The sequence below is a fragment of the Sungkyunkwania multivorans genome (assembly GCF_042675645.1).
GTDB classification, from domain to species: domain Bacteria; phylum Bacteroidota; class Bacteroidia; order Flavobacteriales; family Flavobacteriaceae; genus Sungkyunkwania; species Sungkyunkwania multivorans.
Genome location: NZ_JBHTJH010000004.1, coordinates 346,276 through 363,411, shown reverse-complemented (window position 1 = coordinate 363,411; position 17,136 = coordinate 346,276). Strand labels below are relative to the sequence as shown.

Annotated in this window: 20 protein-coding genes; 16 read left to right on the top strand and 4 right to left on the bottom strand. The window is 41.2% G+C overall.

The window, feature by feature from the left end; all coding sequences use genetic code 11:
* Nucleotides 1-30: 30 nt before the first annotated feature.
* The 13 genes from ACFQ1M_RS04625 to ACFQ1M_RS04565 all read left to right on the top strand — a co-directional run bounded on the left by ACFQ1M_RS04625 (nt 31) and on the right by ACFQ1M_RS04565 (nt 8,887).
* The gene (locus tag ACFQ1M_RS04625; RefSeq protein ID WP_386404578.1) at nt 31-573 is read left to right on the top strand and encodes a hypothetical protein; all 543 of its coding nucleotides are present in this window, start codon (nt 31-33) and stop codon (nt 571-573) included.
* A 179-nt stretch (nt 574-752) separates the two neighbouring features.
* Nucleotides 753-1,292 carry a hypothetical protein gene (locus ACFQ1M_RS04620; protein WP_386404575.1) on the top strand — a complete coding sequence of 180 codons (540 nt, stop codon included), beginning with the start codon at nt 753-755 and terminating at the stop codon, nt 1,290-1,292.
* A 264-nt stretch (nt 1,293-1,556) separates the two neighbouring features.
* Nucleotides 1,557-1,979, top strand: coding sequence for a DUF305 domain-containing protein (locus ACFQ1M_RS04615; protein ID WP_386404572.1), 423 nt, complete (start codon nt 1,557-1,559; stop codon nt 1,977-1,979).
* Between the two features lie 78 nt (nt 1,980-2,057).
* The gene (locus ACFQ1M_RS04610) at nt 2,058-2,861 is read left to right on the top strand and encodes a hypothetical protein (protein WP_386404569.1); all 804 of its coding nucleotides are present in this window, start codon (nt 2,058-2,060) and stop codon (nt 2,859-2,861) included.
* 72 nt (nt 2,862-2,933) lie between these two features.
* Nucleotides 2,934-3,683 (top strand): DUF6882 domain-containing protein, encoded by a 750-nt coding sequence (locus ACFQ1M_RS04605; protein WP_386404566.1) that lies wholly within the window; start codon nt 2,934-2,936, stop codon nt 3,681-3,683.
* A 171-nt stretch (nt 3,684-3,854) separates the two neighbouring features.
* Entirely contained in the window at nt 3,855-4,379 is a 525-nt protein-coding gene (locus tag ACFQ1M_RS04600) for a hypothetical protein (RefSeq protein ID WP_386404563.1), read from the top strand.
* 174 nt (nt 4,380-4,553) lie between these two features.
* On the top strand, nt 4,554-5,027 hold the full coding sequence (mscL, locus tag ACFQ1M_RS04595; protein ID WP_386404560.1) for a large conductance mechanosensitive channel protein MscL: 474 nt from the start codon (nt 4,554-4,556) through the stop codon (nt 5,025-5,027).
* 115 nt (nt 5,028-5,142) lie between these two features.
* Nucleotides 5,143-6,000: a mechanosensitive ion channel family protein gene (locus ACFQ1M_RS04590; RefSeq protein WP_386404557.1), complete on the top strand. Its 858-nt coding sequence runs from the start codon at nt 5,143-5,145 to the stop codon at nt 5,998-6,000.
* A gap of 106 nt (nt 6,001-6,106) precedes the next feature.
* Nucleotides 6,107-6,508 carry a DUF4345 domain-containing protein gene (locus ACFQ1M_RS04585; protein ID WP_386404554.1) on the top strand — a complete coding sequence of 134 codons (402 nt, stop codon included), beginning with the start codon at nt 6,107-6,109 and terminating at the stop codon, nt 6,506-6,508.
* Between the two features lie 141 nt (nt 6,509-6,649).
* Nucleotides 6,650-7,729, top strand: a complete 1,080-nt coding sequence (locus ACFQ1M_RS04580; protein WP_386404551.1) for a hypothetical protein — start codon at nt 6,650-6,652, stop codon at nt 7,727-7,729.
* 144 nt (nt 7,730-7,873) lie between these two features.
* Complete coding sequence (locus ACFQ1M_RS04575; protein ID WP_386404548.1) at nt 7,874-8,005, top strand: hypothetical protein; 132 nt, start codon at nt 7,874-7,876, stop codon at nt 8,003-8,005.
* An 86-nt stretch (nt 8,006-8,091) separates the two neighbouring features.
* Nucleotides 8,092-8,607, top strand: coding sequence for a hypothetical protein (locus tag ACFQ1M_RS04570; protein ID WP_386404545.1), 516 nt, complete (start codon nt 8,092-8,094; stop codon nt 8,605-8,607).
* A gap of 46 nt (nt 8,608-8,653) precedes the next feature.
* On the top strand, nt 8,654-8,887 hold the full coding sequence (locus ACFQ1M_RS04565; RefSeq protein ID WP_386404542.1) for a DUF1059 domain-containing protein: 234 nt from the start codon (nt 8,654-8,656) through the stop codon (nt 8,885-8,887).
* A gap of 42 nt (nt 8,888-8,929) precedes the next feature.
* On the opposite strand, the gene ACFQ1M_RS04560 is transcribed toward ACFQ1M_RS04565, so the two are convergent.
* Nucleotides 8,930-9,589: a DUF1684 domain-containing protein gene (locus tag ACFQ1M_RS04560; protein WP_386404540.1), complete on the bottom strand. Its 660-nt coding sequence runs from the start codon at nt 9,587-9,589 to the stop codon at nt 8,930-8,932.
* Between the two features lie 335 nt (nt 9,590-9,924).
* Here ACFQ1M_RS04560 and ACFQ1M_RS04555 point away from each other — a divergent pair, with 335 nt between their 5' ends.
* Complete coding sequence (locus ACFQ1M_RS04555; RefSeq protein ID WP_386404538.1) at nt 9,925-11,160, top strand: MFS transporter; 1,236 nt, start codon at nt 9,925-9,927, stop codon at nt 11,158-11,160.
* Nucleotides 11,161-11,165: 5 nt separating this feature from the next.
* A complete protein-coding gene (locus tag ACFQ1M_RS04550; protein WP_386404535.1) occupies nt 11,166-11,915 on the top strand; it encodes a DJ-1/PfpI family protein in 750 nt (249 codons plus the stop codon).
* Here the strand turns inward: ACFQ1M_RS04550 and ACFQ1M_RS04545 are convergent.
* Nucleotides 11,912-13,285, bottom strand: a complete 1,374-nt coding sequence (locus ACFQ1M_RS04545; protein WP_386404532.1) for a TPR end-of-group domain-containing protein — start codon at nt 13,283-13,285, stop codon at nt 11,912-11,914. The genes ACFQ1M_RS04550 and ACFQ1M_RS04545 overlap by 4 nt on opposite strands.
* 111 nt (nt 13,286-13,396) lie before the next feature.
* On the opposite strand from ACFQ1M_RS04545, the gene ACFQ1M_RS04540 reads away from it, so the two are divergent.
* Nucleotides 13,397-14,986, top strand: coding sequence for an amidohydrolase family protein (locus ACFQ1M_RS04540; RefSeq protein ID WP_386404529.1), 1,590 nt, complete (start codon nt 13,397-13,399; stop codon nt 14,984-14,986).
* 7 nt (nt 14,987-14,993) lie between these two features.
* Here ACFQ1M_RS04540 and ACFQ1M_RS04535 read toward each other — a convergent pair whose 3' ends face one another.
* Nucleotides 14,994-15,740 (bottom strand): class I SAM-dependent methyltransferase, encoded by a 747-nt coding sequence (locus ACFQ1M_RS04535; RefSeq protein WP_386404526.1) that lies wholly within the window; start codon nt 15,738-15,740, stop codon nt 14,994-14,996.
* Between the two features lie 3 nt (nt 15,741-15,743).
* A complete protein-coding gene (locus ACFQ1M_RS04530) occupies nt 15,744-17,123 on the bottom strand; it encodes a hypothetical protein (RefSeq protein ID WP_386404523.1) in 1,380 nt (459 codons plus the stop codon).
* Between the last annotated feature and the right edge of the window lie 13 nt (nt 17,124-17,136).

Here is a 17,136-nt window from a genome sequence, read left to right as displayed (position 1 = left end):
GCAAAAAACACCCAAAATACGACGCAATAGATGAAACATCATTTCAAAGGATTTATTAAAGAGCTCATTCCTGTTCTATTAGGGGTATTGATCGCTTTATGGATAAATAACTGGAATGAAGCCAGAAAAGACAGAAAGTACATCAACGACTTCTATACCTCTTTGAAAAAAGAACTTAGGGATACGAATAATGAGATCACCAAAAAAACACCGTACCAACAGGTATTGGTGGATTCCCTTGATTTCTACTCGGATAACGAGACAATGACTTTACTTGAAGTTATTGAAAAAGCAGGCGGAATTAATGGCCCGTTTATTCGATTGAATTACTGGAATGCGCTATCGAACTCAAAAATTGAGTTGATAGCGTATGATAAACTATCCATTTTAGCGGACATAGAAGAAGGGAATGAACTCTTAAAATACAAACGGAACAAACTTGTAGATTTCGTCTATTCCAATTTGACTGAAAAAGGTAAAAAAGAAAAAGTGATACTTAAAATAATGATGCTGGAATTAATGAACACGCAAAAAGAGGTGCAAAAAGATATTCTGAAAATACTGAAAGAATAAACGCCTTTTGCTCACAAAGAACTGAGCCCATAAACAAATAGATTTTTCTTGATCCGAGCCACCATCGTGCTTCGACCATAAGAAAAATCATGAAATGAGACTTAGCTAGCAGCCGTAAAGTGGTTACTAGAAATCCGCTACTGTCCATGGCCATGGCCAATAGCACAAAAACCAAGATCTTGAGAAAAAGAATGATATTCAAATCGATTCCCATCTTTTTAACCCTCATTGCTTGCGGAAGTGGAATGACAGGGATAGAGTCTTCTGAATTTCAGAAAATCGACCCCAATTTTTCCGGGACGTTCAAAAACCGGTCCTACAAAAATATTCGACCAAACAATGGCGGTCACGACCTAAAGATCATCGATCTCTTTGGATTAAAGAGTAAGCATGCGGATTCCATTAATTTGAGCTTTACAAATGACCATTCACTTGTAGTTAAATTCAACGATTCCACAGGAGTTAGAACCGAACAGTTCAATGGAAAATTTTCAAGAAGAGGTTTCTACGAAATTTACCTCAAAAAAAAGAATATTGAAATACCGCCATTACTACCACTTTTATACTGCGAATACGATACCAATAGAATCAGAATTTCATTTACACCAGACAATGATCTATTAATTGACAATCATGTAGCCTTTGGTGGCAGTATTCTTGTTTTAGGAAATGGTGGAAGCTATAATGCTCTCTATTATTTTGAAAGGGTCAAAGAATAGCGCACAAAATTCATCGCTAGAGGTAACTATTCATTATATTTCATTTCAAAAACGATCCATACGACCGAATTAAAACCGACGGTCACTTTTAAATATTTCATAGGAGCATTCTTTATGACCTGACTCTTTTCAATGGAGATTTGATTTGTCCAACCAAGGATAAAGAAAACAGTAAATGACTAATGAATGTAAAAATATAAGCTTTCTAAATGGAGCTTCTTAATTTTATAAAGCAATATGACAAATTACACAAAATTCATTCTGATGCTGGTTTGTTCAGCGATCTCAATGTATGTAACGATGTACTTCAACACCTACGAGCTGAGCCACGTCTTCTTTAGCTGGACACGGATGTACATGACACTAATAGGTATCGGTGGCATGGCGATCATCATGTTTCTCTTTATGAGAGGCATGTATAAGAACACCTTGAAAAATGTAGCGATCCTAGTGGGAAGCATTCTCTTAATGGTTGTTTCAACAGTTCTCGTTCGACAACAAATCCCAATCGATGACATCAAATGGATGAAGGCGATGATCCCACATCACTCCATAGCGCTCCTTACAAGCAGCCAGGCCAACCTTACAGACCCAGAGGTCAAGCAATTGGCCGAAGAGATCATCAAAGCTCAGGAACGAGAAATTGCAGAAATGAAAGACATGATCGAGCGACTTGAAAAGAAATAATGGTCTTATAGCACAACGGCCATGCTCTAGATCTTCTAGAAGGCCAGTGATCAATGACAACCTAACAGTTAGTTAATAATGAAGTGTTCGCAATCCTACATATCGATCATAGCGATATCATTTGGCATTCTAGGGATGGGAAGTTGTAAGAATTCGGCAGCGCCTAAATGCTCCCAAAATAAGAAGGCTGAAACAACCACGTTTGACAGCATCCAAGAAATCTCGATAAAACGCACCGAAGGGAGTCCCTCGACCAAAGACTCGAACATCGAGAACGATCTTAAACTACCCCAAGGATATACCTTGTACGAGCGAATCAAAGGAGACCTGAATGGAGACGGCATAGATGATCAGGTGTTGATGATCAAAGGAACCAAAGAGGAGAACATCGTTATCGATCGATTCGACCGAAAGGCCGATCGCAATAGAAGAGGTGTCTTGATATACCTAACGGATGCCGATAAAATGGTATTGACAACGAAGAATCTCGATTGCTTTCTATCCGAAAATGAAGACGGCGGGGTGTATTTTGCGCCAGTACTTTCGATGGAAATAAAAAATGGGAAGTTATTCTTTCGGTATGACCATGGAAGATACGGTCACTGGAAATATACCTTCAAATACCAAAATTCCGATTTCGAACTCATCGGTTACGACGCAAGCGAAAACTATGCACAAACCGTTCATCGGGAAAAAAGCTTCAATTTTCTGACCAAAAGGAAATTGATAAGGAAAAATATAAGTGAAGATACAGAAGTCAATGAGGATGCTATCTTTGAAGAAACTTGGGAAGATATACAACTTGAGAGGTTATACAGTCTGTCCAAAATAAAAGACTTCGAAGCGCTTCACATCACATTGGAAACAAAGCAAAACCCATAACGAGATGGACATGACATATCCGAACATCTGTAAATTTTCTACATAAATCATAAATATTAATCACATAGAACAATGAACCTCTTTAAAAAACTATTCGGAACAGCCAAAAATGGGGCTTCTCAAAACGAATTTGTGGAATCCGAATTTTCATTGATGAAAAAAACCGATTTCAACAATTTCGAAGACCTCCTGAATCAACACGCAGGATACTCTTTTGAAAAACAACTAAATTTCAACGAGCTCACGGGAAATGTAGCTTGGAACATCGACCTGAACACAGGCATGCTATCTTTTGGAACACTCCAATTCCCCATGCAGGTCATCGGCTCGTTGTCCTTTAACGACTATTCTTGGATGTGGGGATGGGCCAATACTAAAAGTGGAATCCCCGAAAACCTTTTGGACGGTTCATCAAAACTTAAAGCGCTCGGAGAAAAAAAGGAATTAGAGGAACTTAAAAAAGGGCATTTTATGGCAACAGAAGGTTTTGAGCACAAGATGGGATTGGTCGCAAGCGGATTGCTCGATGCCGATGCCTATTTCTGTGCGAACTACGGACAGGGAACGATGGTTGTCACCGTTAAAAGTGATTCGATACCAGAAATAGATGACAATAACGTAGAAAGGGTGTTAACGACCTTTCCACAGCTGATCAGTGGCATCGATCTGAATCATCAAGAAAGTTTCAAAAATTACTTGATCGATCGTGGCTTTAAATTAAAACTGACCGATCGAAAGATCGAAGGTGTCAAAAATGGGAAGCTGTTGATCGCAGAATTCGATGAGCTGTCTAGATTGATAAAGCTCAATGGAAAAATATAGCGCTAGCACAATTCCATTTTACATCACAAACTATGGACTGCGCCTCCCAATTGCATTAACGTTATATTTGAACTAAACATACAAATCAAAGATATACAGCTCTATTATATCTTATGAACATAATCGTTGCACCAATATCTGATAACAACTGAAATCGCATAAAAAAATACTATGAAAAAGAATCTTTTGAAATTATTGGCCCTATCGCTTTTTTTGTGTTTCGCTACAAACGCACAAGAATCAAATAAAAACAAGTATCCATTAAAGGAAGATGTAACTACGATCGATGGTATCATCAAAGCCTATTACGATGTCATCTCCGGACCTGCCGGAGCGCCACGGAATTGGGAAAGGGATAAATCGTTACACCATCCAAATGCATTGATATCGGTTACCGGAAAAGACAAGGACAACAAACCTTTTATCATGGTACAAAGCTTACCTGATTATCATAAGAGCTTTGGTATTCCTAAAACCGGTTTTTGGGAATACGAAATAAAGAGGGAAATCCAAGAATTTGGGAATATCGCTCATGTCTGGACCACCTACGAAACCAGACAAGAACAAAATGGCCCCGTTACGGAAAGAGGCATCAACAGCATTCAATTATATCACGATGGTCATCGATGGTGGATCCTTTCTTGGATGTTCGACAGCGAGCGAAACGATAATCCAATACCCGAAAAGTATCAGTAACAGTTCCTTTGTTCAATGATGTTTTTATGAAGGCACGTAAAGAAATGATCATCACCGTAAAAATCCTAAATTGACCTTCACAAGCAATAAAAAGATGCTGAAGCATCCTTTTAAAAATGAACTTAAGTGTATGGTACTTCTTGGCTTTATGCTAATTTTGAAAAAAAGAGCCATATGAAATTTAAACTACTCAAAGAATTTAAGGAATTCGCCGTAAAGGGAAATATGATCGATATTGCGATCGGTGTCATCATCGGTGCAGCGTTCAATAAAGTGGTCGATGTATTGGTCAAGGAGATCTTTCTTCCGCCCTTGTCCTTCCTAACCGATGGCATCAATTGGGAGAACAAAAGATGGATTCTGCGAGAGTCCGTCACCGAAGCTGGAATTACCAAACCCGAGGAAATCGCTATTGGTTATGGGAAATTGATCGAGGCAGGCGTTGATTTTCTTATCATCGGTTTTACCATTTTTCTGGTGGTCAAATTTATGAATAGCCTGAGAAATAAATCGGAGGACCCCGCAAATACTGCAGAGGTCACGCCAAAGAATATCGAACTGTTACATTCGATGGTTCAAAAAATGGATGCTCAGATTTCACTTTTGGAACGCATGGTAGAAAATAATACCGGCGCTAAAAACCAATGACGTCCTATTCGGATCAGTAGAATTCAATTAAACGGCACAAAATGATTGCCGATCATACCATTAAAACCATTCACCTCATCAACAACACCGCTATCGGAACCAGATAAGAGACATTATGAAAAAACTATGGGAATTTTTAGAAGTTGAGCTTCTCAGTGTGGGAGAATACAAGATCCAAGTATTTACCTTGGTGTCGATCCTCATTATTTTCCTAGTGACGAAGTTCGTGTTGTGGCTCATTAGAAAAGCGCTTTATAGTCCACGGCGATTAAAGAAGCTCGACAAAGGGAATGCCTATGCCCTATTTCAGATCATCAGTTATGTGATCTGGGTGATCGCCATCGGATTTATCCTTGAGACGATCGGTGTTAAAATAACGGTGCTGGTCGCTGGTTCTGCTGCCTTACTTGTCGGAGTCGGACTTGGCCTGCAACAAACATTCAACGATATTGTTTCGGGCATCATCTTGCTTTCAGAAAAATCGATTAAAATTGATGACGTGCTGGAGATCGATGGGGATGTCGTTAGAATTCAGAGTATTGGACTACGAACCTCAAAAGGCTTGAATACCGACGATATTTCCATTATCATTCCAAATTCTTTGATCACCACGAATAAGGTGATCAATTGGAGCCACCAGACAAAAAAGACCCGTTTTAAGATCGATGTGGGTGTTGCCTACGGCAGCGATGTGGACCTTGTGATAAGGATCTTAGAGGAAAGTGCCTTTGAGCATCCAGATATCTCAGACAGGGAATTGACCGAGGCGCGTTTGGTCAACTTTGGAAATTCCTCCTTGGATTTTCAAGTGTTGTTCTTCAGTAAGAATATATTTAGAATAAATAAGGTGCGGAGTGATATCCGTAGGATCATCAATCGAAAATTTGCCGAGAACAGGATCGCCATCCCATTTCCCCAACTGGATGTTCATTTCAAATCTGGTGAACCCAAAATATTGGAGAAGGATGCATAACACTTATATGGCCAAGGCTAGATAGACGTGTTCATGCCTTGCTATCAGCGCCGGCAAACAGAAAGGATACGCGAAAATTTATAGGAATCAAACTGATCGAATCAAATTGAAGAGAACATCCAAAAACTTACATTTAGGTATATCTGCAGCCATTGTTTTAGGGGTCTCCCTGATCTACGGCGCAAACCCAAATAAGATCTTGCCCATGTTCTTTGAGTTTCGTGTGGACAACTTGGAACTGAAAAACATTTTTAGAGCCGTGATGGGGCTCTATATCGGATTTGCCGTTTATTGGATCATCGGCATCAGAAGGTCAGAATACTGGAGAAGTGCGACGATCAGCAATGTCATCTTTATGGGTGGATTGGCCTTTGGAAGGCTACTTAGTACCATCGTGGATGGAGTTTCTACCCAGTATACCATTGGTCTAATATTAGAATTTATCATGATGTTTTGGGGGCTCTATAATTTAAAAGAAGGAAAAACGAATCCCAAATCCAATCCATAACCGAATACAGTTAATTTTACATACGTTGGATTCTTGGACAGATGGGACCAATAAGGGGTTGAAAAATACATTACACAATACAAGCCCCTTAAACCTATTGTTATTATTAAAGTCAAACACAAAAGCAAAGGATAAAAAGTAATGAAGTTAAGAGATTCGTTGATGGCTCTATTCTTCTTATCGCTCCTAGGCTGCAATAGCAACGCCACTGAAGGGATCGAACCGGAAGATGATCCACTGATAATTACAGAAAGGCTAAACTATGATCAGCTGATAGAGAAAATCGGAATCGGTCGGCTTGCGAGCATCGTAGAAATACCCAATGCCGAAGGAGCTCTGGGCAGAAATAAAGATGGCTATTTTCATGTGCGATTTCAGTTGGCCATGACCACCATCTCAGATTATGCCGTTACCGCAAAAAGTACTGAGGCGTTAACGGAGTTTTTAAGGGCTGTAAATTATTCCTTTGAACGGCAATTGGAAAGTGGCGACTTTGAAATTTCCATTCCACCCCATATTGCAAACATATCTGGGTTTGTCCCTCCAAGCGCAGAAGACCTTACCAGCGGCACTGCCTTTTTCGCCAGTAGCCTCGGAATTTCCTTGGTATCGCTATCACGATCGGATTGGTTTATGAACAGCGATGAAACCTTGAATTTTAGAACACAATTGGAACAATACCAGTCAGAGATCGAACTTCTCCTCAATTATCTGATCTCTAGTGAGAGTATCCTAAAAGACTATGACCAATCAGCGCCCAATCGTCTCTTATATGATGCCTTGGGGTATTTTACCCTAGGCAAATATCTCGATAGACAAGATGCTATGAACTTGGGTATAGAATTTCTGAACCTGGCCTTGGCACTCAGTCATCCAGAAGAAGGATATTTTATTGAAAATAATGGTTGGGATTCCAGCTATAATGGCGTCGCTTTACAATTGGGGTTCGAGCTCTTAAGTCTTATGGAATACGAGAATACTTCACAAATGGAAAGCACGTTGCTCGCATCCGCCTCTTGGCAAATATCAAGAATATTGAATAGTGGAGAAATATCCACTGAAGGCAATACGAGGGTTTTTCCCGGAGGAGAATCGTTCTTAGGGCAAGAAAAACGTGTGGACTACGCAAAAACAATACGAACTTTGCTGTACCTTAAAAGCCTTACAAACAAGGACGAACTCGCAGTGCTAGCGGAGAAAGTATTGAATTTCTATAATTAAAACCGCAGTCAACACAGGATTCGCGATTTCTAAATAAATTGAATGAAAGAAGAACCACTTGAGCACTTCAACTTTCTTCATTAGGCCTATTCTTTATCCATAAACGTGTAATCAATAATTTCATATCTTTAAAAGAAAAGTTAAATGAGGAATATAATTCCCCTCGGGAAAGGCGAAACAAAAGAAGTAATTTTACTAAAAGGCTATGAACTGTATTTCGACAGCGAATTGAAGTCGAAGGCCAGTGTCGATTTCAAAGAATACTTCAAGGATTAGAATGAGTTAGGCTACTGTTGATCTTAGCATTTCTCTCTACGATCATTACGTGCTTCTAACCGATATCAACCACATAAAATAACCGCATGACCAACAACCGTTCATTTATCCTTACTTTCATAATACTAATTTTCGCGATCAGCTGCAAGCAGGTCGACAAACAAGATATTCATAAAATAGAGGATAAAGAAGTGAACTTCGAACAGGAAAAACAAGCTATCTTAGAAACGATCAATAACGAGACCAAGGCCGCTTTTCAGAGAGATTATGAAAGCTGGCAAGAAAAGTGGGTTCACGACCCAGACATAACGAAGACCTATATCAACTTTGCAGACAACAGTTTCTCGGAATCGATCGGGTGGGACGAGATCAGCGATTTTGTAAAGACCTTTATCGAAAAACATCCGGAACCAGAGCCCATGCCACAGTTGGTCAATGACATTGACCTTCGTCTGTATGAAAATGGTGCTTGGGTGACCTTTGAGCAACAAGACTCGCTGCGTGGCTTAAAAAGAGAAACAAGACTTATGGAAAAGATAGCTGGTCAATGGCGCATCGCAGGGATGCACACCACCATCTATGGATATGAGAAACAAGAATGAGCATTAGGTAATTATTACCAAAAAAATTCAAGAAAACATGAAAACAATGACCTGTAAACAATTAGGCGGAGCTTGCGACGTAGCATTTAGAGCAAATACGTTCGAAGAGATCTCCGAAATGAGCAAGAAGCACGGTATGGAAATGTTTCAGAAGAACGACAAGGCACATTTAGAGGCCATGCATAAAATGCGAGCTTTGATGCAGTCTGAAGATTCCGAAGCTATGAAAAATTGGATGAAAAGGAAAAGAGCAGAATTCGATGCGCTTCCTGAAAGTTGATCTCTAAATTGTCTTATTCTCTGCATTAAAGAAGAAGGGACATTATCCTTTCTTAAAAGCCTTCACTCCTGCATTGATAGCGATCGGCAGGTCGTTCTCTGCTGGTGGTATGGGGCAGGAATATTTCGCATTATAAGCGCAATATGGATTATACGTTTTATTGAAATCGAGTGTGATCTCCTCGTCTTCGGTCATTCGAAGATCCATATAGCGTCCGCCACCATAGCTGCCATTACCGTTGGTAAGATCCGTAAATGGTGCGAAAAGATAGTCTTCATAACCTTCGACCATCATCAAACGTTGATTTTGATAAATATTCAGCTTATAGGGTTGTCCGTCTATTACAAAATGTGCAATGGCATATTGCTTATATAAAGGTCTTCGACTGGTCGTTGTTGGCATTTCGAATGGCATCGCCAAAGGAGTCAATTCTAGCTTGGCAGTTACTCGGTATTTAAGATCGATGTCATAAAATTCTAAGCCTTCAAATTTAAGTCGGTCGCTCTCCTTCAAAGGACTTTCCTCCTTATCCTTAAATTGGGTATTCAGTTTATTCTGAAATGCTTTGATATCCGCAATAGGATCGATCGTATCTTGCACTTGCAAATCTGTGGCAGCCATCACTTCATCATGGTAGCGCTTATCACTCTTGCAGGCCGTAAACAACAGAGCAACTATTGCCATCAGGGGAAATATCCTCATTTTTCGATTTTTTTCTTTTTCAAAAGTACAACAAAAGACTTTTTTACATAGTTTTGTTCAACATTAGACAAGAAATGACAATCAATACAACATATAAGCAACTATGGACCTCTGTTAGAGATGGTCGGGGCTTTGATATGTTGTGGTGATTCTGAAATAAGAAATTACAATGCATTAAAGCCCGGCGACATCGCCGGGCTTTTTATTTGATGTTGCTTTATTGTAGAAGATAATTTATCGTGTAGAGATGATTGTTCAGAAAGAATCCCGCAGTGGAGTAACATCCTAAAAAATGAACTGAAAAACTGGTATCCAAACCATAAAACCAACCAAAAATGGTAAAATTATTGAACCGTTACGCAGAGACGTTTTCAGGATTGTCCAAAGAAGTATGGTGGTTGTCATTGATCACTTTGGTAAACAGGGCCGGTGCCATGGTCATCCCCTTTTTATCATTGTATCTCACAGATGATCTGCAGTTTACCAAGGCGCAAGTCGGTTGGATCATGACCAGCTTTGGCGTTGGCTCCTTCTTTGGTTCATGGCTCGGTGGGAAGCTATGTGATATCATCGGTTATTACAAAGTGATCTTGGGCGCACTTATATTCACAGGTGTTGGTTTTTTTGTGGTTCAGCAGCTCCATACTTTCTGGAGTATCTGTATCGGTTTCTTCCTATTGATCACCGTCGCAGATGCAGCAAGACCTGCCTTTTTTGTAGCCTTGAGCGCCTATAGCAAACCCGAAAACAAAACGCGTTCACTTACGTTGATCCGTCTTGCCATTAACCTTGGTTTTTCTGCTGGACCCGCGGTGGGTGGATTGATCATCGCCTTTGCAGGTTATGCCGCGTTGTTTTGGATCGATGGCATCACCTGTATCATTGCGGGCCTGATCCTTATTCAAACCCTGCACCCTAAGAAAGCACGTGTCTTAGATAAGGAGAAAGTCGTGGAACAACCCGTTGCGCCACAAAGCGATCTGGCCTACGTGATCTTCTTGGTCGCTCTAGCAATTTTTGGGTTCATATTTGTACAATACTTCTCAACAATGCCATTGTACTACAAAGAGATCCATTCGCTTTCCGAAGAGAATATCGGCCTCCTGCTTGCCATGAATGGTGCATTGATATTTTTATTCGAAATGCCTCTGATCGCTTATATAGAACGAAAAAAATGGTCTTCGATCAGCGGTCTGATCAATGGATTGGTATTGACTGGCGTGAGCTTTCTCATGCTTCTCATCACACCGTGGACAGGCATTTTGATTCTAGGGATGGCGGCGGCCACTCTAGGCGAAATGATCGCCTTTCCGCTTGGAAACAAATTTGCCTTGGACCGCTCAAAAAAAGGACGACAAGGAGCCTATATGGGATTGTACAGCATGTCCTTTGCCGTTGCACATATCTTTGGGCATAACGCAGGCATGCAAATGGCACAGGCATATGGATTTGACCTTACCTGGCTAGTGATGATCGGATTTACGGGAATCGGTTTTGTGCTGTTGATCATTGTAAAGAAAATGCTGGCAGCAGAATCCAAGAACAAGTCACTATATTTGAATACAAAATAAAACCGATGAAAAAAATAGCCCTAGCGCTATGCGCGTTCGTTGTTTTTGCCTGCGCTGAAAAGGTTGAGAAACCAGCTCATGAAGCCACAAAGACCGAAACAGAGAGACCATCAAAAACTTTGGAACCTGATCGCTATAATGTTGGATTTTTGATCATGGATGGTGTTTACAATACCGAATTGACCGCACCTTATGACATCTTTCAGCATACACAATATCGCGAGAACATCAAACAGATGAATGTCTTCACGGTGGCCAACACTTTGGAGGCAATCACCACCTTCGAAGGCATGAGGATCTTGCCGGATTTTGATTATACCCAAGAAGGCTTACCAGCTATCGATATCCTTGTGGTGCCAAGTGCAGAGCATCACTTGGATACCGATTTGGAAGACAAGATCATGATCGATCTTGTGAAAAAAGTTGGACAGCAGGCAAAATTTGTCACCTCGCATTGCGACGGCGCTTTTGTACTGGCCAAAGCAGGGCTTTTAGACAATAAGGTAGCTACCACCTTTCCCAGTGATATCGATCAAATGCGGAAGATGTTTCCTGCATTGGATATTCGCAAAGAGGTACTATTTGTCCATGACGGAAATACGATCACCTCTGCCGGTGGTGCAAAAAGCTTTGAGGCAGCCCTCTACCTCTGCGAGTATCTCTATGGCGCCGAGATCGCCAGATCGCTTGCCAAAGGCCTAGTTATCGATTGGAAACTGGATGACGTACCGCACTTGATCATCGAGCATAATTAATAGCTTGCCAATAGCTTTACAAATCGTGGATGGGTCAAATATGGTTGAAACTCTTCGGTGTTGAGCAACCATTTTTTATTGGTAAATCCATGCCCTAATGCTGTCTCCAAATTTTCAAAGAATTTGTCAAGATCTTCGGTACGCGCATAATGTCTCGCTAAACGATAAAACGGGTAGGACCCATTTGGATCGAGCACCGCAAATAACCGATCACAGTACAAGGCACGACCATAGTCCTTATCCCGCAGATAAGCATCAGACGACTCAATGGCCAATGCCCTTAACTTAAAGCGAACGCGCTGGGCCATGTTGCGATGGTCAGGGTTTTCATGATTCAAATGTTTTGTATCGAAGACCTTCAGCTCTTGTTTCCACCAACGATAATCATCTTTTGTTCTTGCCTGAAGCACTTCCTCATTGAATTGTAGCGTAAATTTTTCGGACAGTTCATCTTCAAGCTTTGCTAAGCCCTTTTTTGCTTTCTCCAATTTCTTATATCGTCTGTCTTTTTTAAGCCGCTTCACCTTTGCTGAAATACTATCGACTGCTAAATCGCCAGAGAAGTTTCTTAGAATACGCTCATATTCACTAACTGCCAACAGAAGGTCATCGCTAGCCATCGCCTGTGCTGCCACATCATGATTCCTTTTAAAAGCCGCTACAATGACGTTGGTATCCTTGGCCCTGATTCCTTTTTTATAGGCTTGAAGCTCTAGCCAATCAAAAGCTCTTAAAATTTGTTCCTCAGGTGGCCACCGATGTTCGTCCTCGTAGGTGATGATCTCATTCTTCAATGAAAATTGGTCCAGCCAATCCTTTACCCTAAACATTTCTTGATAGTTCATATCTCTGTTACCCACCAAGCCGACATATGAAAAGTTGCTGTTGATACTAGGCATCTGCGGACTGTTCATCGAAAACCCTGCTCCACAACCAATCACGCCTTGTATCGCGTTGGTAAGAACGGCGATCGAGCATGCCAAACGAGAACCACCAGAAAAACCTGCAGTATATATCTGTTGTTCGTCTATATTGAATTGGGCAAAGATATGATCGAATAACCTATTGGTGATCGCAAAATTTCGTTCATACGGACCGTTTCTAGTATTGTTGGAACATACCAAAATGTAATTGTATTTGTCGGCGGCAGCGGTAAAGGTACCGACACCTACTTTTCCCCTAGCTAGTGGGTCAAAAACAAACAAGATAGCAGAGAGCTGTGAGGCATCGAACTTTTCTGGCAGATAGAGCGCATACGTTTCATCAGCGCTTCCCTTTATGGCAATAGAATCAATGACCCTACCTTTTTCATACGTAGCTGGTTGCCCCATGACCACCGCAGTAAAAAACATGAAAAAAAATCGTCTCATACCTAAAAGTACAAATTCAAAGAAAATAAAATGAGAACAGTTCGTCCTTTAACGCTTATTAGCTAAAACGAAAGCTATTTCATATCTTCAAGGTATTAAACCTTCATCACTATGCCAACCATTACATTTCGTTATTTAGCGTATATATTCTTATTCTTATTCCTCTCTACCATTTCTGTCAATGGTCAAAGTAATAATTCCTATCTGGGAGACGGACCACACGCGCAATTGATCATTAGAGGGGTGACCTTGATCAATGGTAATGGAGCGCCGCCGAGAGGTCCTGTAGATATTGTGATTGAAAAAAACAAGATCAAAGACATCACCGTTGTTGGTTATCCCGGTGTTGCGATCGATGAATCGAAACGTCCGAAGTTAAGAGCTGGCGGCAAAGAATTGGATTGTACTGGGATGTACCTTCTTCCTGGTTTTATCGATATGCACGGCCATATTGGAGGTGTTGCTCAGGGCGCGGACAGTGAATATGTATTTAGACTTTGGATGGCCCACGGTGTTACCACCGTAAGAGAGCCGAGCGGAAGAGGGATCGATTGGACACTTAACTTGAAGAAGTTGAGTCGCGAAAACAAGATCGTTGCACCACGTATCATTGCCTATACTGGTTTTGGTCAAGGCAGTAAGGAGCCGATCAGTACGCCAGAAATGGCGAGAAATTGGGTACGCAACAATGCCAAGAAAGGTGCCGATGGCATCAAATTCTTTGGTGCTGAACCAGAGATCATGGCGGCTGCCTTGGACGAAAACAAAAAATTAGGTCTCGGTTCTGCATGTCATCATGCGCAATTGAGCGTTGCAAGATGGAACGTATTGCATTCGGCAAGAGCCGGTCTTACTAGCATGGAACATTGGTATGGCTTACCGGAGGCATTGTTCGATGATCGAACTGTACAGAATTACCCGCTAGATTACAACTACCTAAATGAACAACATCGTTTTGAGGAGGCTGGCAAATTATGGAAACAAGCCGCCAAACCTTACTCTGAACATTGGAACAAGGTGATGAACGAACTGTTGGCCTTGGACTTTACCTTAGACCCTACCTTCAATATCTATGAGGCAAGTCGCGATCTGCATAGAGCTCGAAGGGCCGAGTGGCACGAGGATTATACCTTACCTTCCCTTTGGAGGTTTTACGAACCCAGCAAAATATCTCATGGTAGCTATTGGCATTATTGGGGTACTGAGCAGGAGATCGCCTGGAAAGAAAACTTTAAACTATGGATGACCTTTATCAACGAATACAAAAATCGCGGTGGCCGAGTGACCACAGGTTCAGATTCTGGTTTTATTTATCAGCTATACGGCTTTGCATATATACGTGAGCTGGAGCTCTTACGTGAAGCGGGTTTTCATCCTTTGGAAGTGGTCAGGGCTGCGACACTAAGCGGTGCCGAAGCACTAGGTATGGATGACGAGATCGGGTCGATCCAAATTGGCAAATTGGCAGATATGGTCATCGTAGAAGAGAATCCGTTGAAAAATCTAAAAGTGCTCTATGGAACAGGCGCCATTAAACTTACGGAAGATAATGAAGTGGTAAGAGTCGGTGGAGTTAAATATACGATCAGAGATGGAGTCGTTTTCGACGCCAAACGATTGTTGTCTGAGGTAAAAGAAATGGTGGACCAAGCCAAAGAGAAAGAAGGTTTTGAACTAAGGCAGCCTGGGATAAAAGAATGATCTCGAATTAAGACGATCTTCCAATCCTATAGAAAATAGGAAATTTCAATGGCAATGTCCCTCGATGTTGGTAAAGGTCCGTGAGTCGCTCTCCAAAATTTGTGACAGCATCACTCTGATGCCTTTCTCTATAATGCTTTACAGCCGACCAGCTACTCAAATATCCCACAAGTTGCTCTAAGGTCCAATGAACATCGATTTGATATTCGTTATTTAACCGATGCTCTTCAAAGGGGAAGGGAATGGTCTCATAGGCCATTTCTACATAGCGTCGCTCTGGAGCCCAATAAGGTGTCATCTCAGCATAAAAATGGTCGATAAGATCGTTGAAATCGGATGTGCCTCTAATAAGTCCATATCCAAAAACAGCAAGAATCGCCTTTGGTTTCATCACTCGCTTGACTTCGTTGTAAAAAGCTGCAAAGTCGAACCAATGAATCGCTTGGGCGACCGTTATCAGATCAAATGAGTCGTCTGGGAAGACAGTGGCCTCAGCTCTCGCAATATGATATTCAATATTCTTCTTTGTGATGGCATTTTCAATCTGATCCACGCTGATGTCGGACGCTTTTACTTCGTGAAAATAAGGTGAAAGAATGGCAGCTACCTGACCATTACCTGTCCCACAATCCCAGCATCGATCCTTTTCGTCCACCAATGCTAAGAGCTCCTCAAAAAATAGTTTTGGATAGTTAGGTCGATACTTTTTATAATCGGCAGCAGCTTCAGAAAAAAGATCTTTCAAAGGCTTCATCGACTAGTACTTGTCTAATATCTCCTTAAACTCAGGAAAGACCCTTAACAACGCGATACCTTCAGTACGATACAATCGGTCCTTGTCCTTATATCCATTCATAAATAGTTGTTCCAAGGCACCTAACGCATTCTGATATTCTCCTTTCTTAACGTAGACCTTCATCAAATCGATGTATGGTTCATGGTAATCGGGTTTCAGCATCACCAGAAACTCGTTGAGGAATAGCAGCTTTTCTACATGCTCTTGCAAATTATAAGCGTTCCGCGTCTCGATCGCCAGAATAAGCAACAGGTTTGATAGTCGCTTCCCCATAAGACGTTTGGACGCGCTTGCATGATTTTGAAAGATCTTTAATTTTTTCATCTCGGCCTCCCAGTATCCCAGATTATCTAACACCGCCTCGGTAACATCTTCATTGAAAAATTCCAAATAGGTAGCGCGCATGTCTCGCTCTTCGAGCAAGTAGCGATTCTCTTCTCGCTTATATTCCTTGTATGCTTTTTCTTTCCTTATCTGCTTAAGGGTATCCTTTAATTCCCTGACTTCAAAATGTCCTTGGTAATTCTTAATAAGTCTGTTGTAAGCGTTATAAGCCATTGACCATTCTTTATTTTCGAGCAATTCTTCGGCAAATGCAAGATGTTGCTGGTACTGTCTTTCCATACTTTCCTTGGAAAGTTGCAGAACGCCTCGATTATGCGATAGTACCCGTAACCACCCTACCGCTTGAATGAGAATTGTAGAAGGTGGCCATACGTGCCCTCCATCAAAAACGAGTAGTTCATTGTCTATTTTAAGATTGTCCAGATACTTTTTACCGTCCCTCATTTCCAAATAATTGAAGTCAGCATTACCTACGACTCCGATATAAGGATATTTGTTTTCCTTTGGGTTTAGCGGCTCAGAAATAGGAAAGCCCGCCCCGCATCCAATGACTCCGTCGATCTCATTGGAAACGACCCCTATGGCTGTAGCCAAACGAGACCCTCCAGAAAATCCCGAAAGATATAGTTGGTCTCTATCTATTTTAAAATGACTGAAAACGTGGTCAGATATATCGCTGAATATCTTAAGATTTTCCTGATAAGCACCATTTCGAGAATTATTAGAACCTATCAATATCAAATTATAGACCTCAGCGGCTGCTACGAAAGGTTGCAAACCTTCTTTGCCCTTTGCCCTAGGATCAAAGATAAAAACAACCCCAGTGGCCTCATTCTTTTCAAACTTTTTTGGCAGGTAAAGCGCATAGCTATATGCAACAGAATCGGAAACCTTGACACTTACGGAATCGACAATTATCCCTTTTTTTAACCGGAGCTCTTGAGCCGAAGCTATCCAAGTTATCAACCACAATATTAAGAATAGTACTTTTTTCATCAACTCTAATGTA

Bases quoted from the DNA above. Each gene is read 5' to 3' on its own strand.
- ACFQ1M_RS04625 (WP_386404578.1), top strand. From the start codon at position 31: ATGAAACATCATTTCAAAGGATTTATTAAAGAGCTCATTCCTGTTCTA.
- ACFQ1M_RS04615 (WP_386404572.1), top strand. From the start codon at position 1,557: ATGCTGGTTTGTTCAGCGATCTCAATGTATGTAACGATGTACTTCAAC.
- ACFQ1M_RS04610 (WP_386404569.1), top strand. From the start codon at position 2,058: ATGAAGTGTTCGCAATCCTACATATCGATCATAGCGATATCATTTGGC.
- ACFQ1M_RS04605 (WP_386404566.1), top strand. From the start codon at position 2,934: ATGAACCTCTTTAAAAAACTATTCGGAACAGCCAAAAATGGGGCTTCT.
- ACFQ1M_RS04600 (WP_386404563.1), top strand. From the start codon at position 3,855: ATGAAAAAGAATCTTTTGAAATTATTGGCCCTATCGCTTTTTTTGTGT.
- mscL (WP_386404560.1), top strand. From the start codon at position 4,554: ATGAAATTTAAACTACTCAAAGAATTTAAGGAATTCGCCGTAAAGGGA.
- ACFQ1M_RS04590 (WP_386404557.1), top strand. From the start codon at position 5,143: ATGAAAAAACTATGGGAATTTTTAGAAGTTGAGCTTCTCAGTGTGGGA.
- ACFQ1M_RS04580 (WP_386404551.1), top strand. From the start codon at position 6,650: ATGAAGTTAAGAGATTCGTTGATGGCTCTATTCTTCTTATCGCTCCTA.
- ACFQ1M_RS04575 (WP_386404548.1), top strand. From the start codon at position 7,874: ATGAGGAATATAATTCCCCTCGGGAAAGGCGAAACAAAAGAAGTAATT.
- ACFQ1M_RS04570 (WP_386404545.1), top strand. From the start codon at position 8,092: ATGACCAACAACCGTTCATTTATCCTTACTTTCATAATACTAATTTTC.
- ACFQ1M_RS04565 (WP_386404542.1), top strand. From the start codon at position 8,654: ATGACCTGTAAACAATTAGGCGGAGCTTGCGACGTAGCATTTAGAGCA.
- ACFQ1M_RS04560 (WP_386404540.1), bottom strand. From the start codon at position 9,589: ATGAGGATATTTCCCCTGATGGCAATAGTTGCTCTGTTGTTTACGGCC.
- ACFQ1M_RS04555 (WP_386404538.1), top strand. From the start codon at position 9,925: ATGGTAAAATTATTGAACCGTTACGCAGAGACGTTTTCAGGATTGTCC.
- ACFQ1M_RS04550 (WP_386404535.1), top strand. From the start codon at position 11,166: ATGAAAAAAATAGCCCTAGCGCTATGCGCGTTCGTTGTTTTTGCCTGC.
- ACFQ1M_RS04545 (WP_386404532.1), bottom strand. From the start codon at position 13,285: ATGAGACGATTTTTTTTCATGTTTTTTACTGCGGTGGTCATGGGGCAA.
- ACFQ1M_RS04540 (WP_386404529.1), top strand. From the start codon at position 13,397: ATGCCAACCATTACATTTCGTTATTTAGCGTATATATTCTTATTCTTA.
- ACFQ1M_RS04535 (WP_386404526.1), bottom strand. From the start codon at position 15,740: ATGAAGCCTTTGAAAGATCTTTTTTCTGAAGCTGCTGCCGATTATAAA.
- ACFQ1M_RS04530 (WP_386404523.1), bottom strand. From the start codon at position 17,123: ATGAAAAAAGTACTATTCTTAATATTGTGGTTGATAACTTGGATAGCT.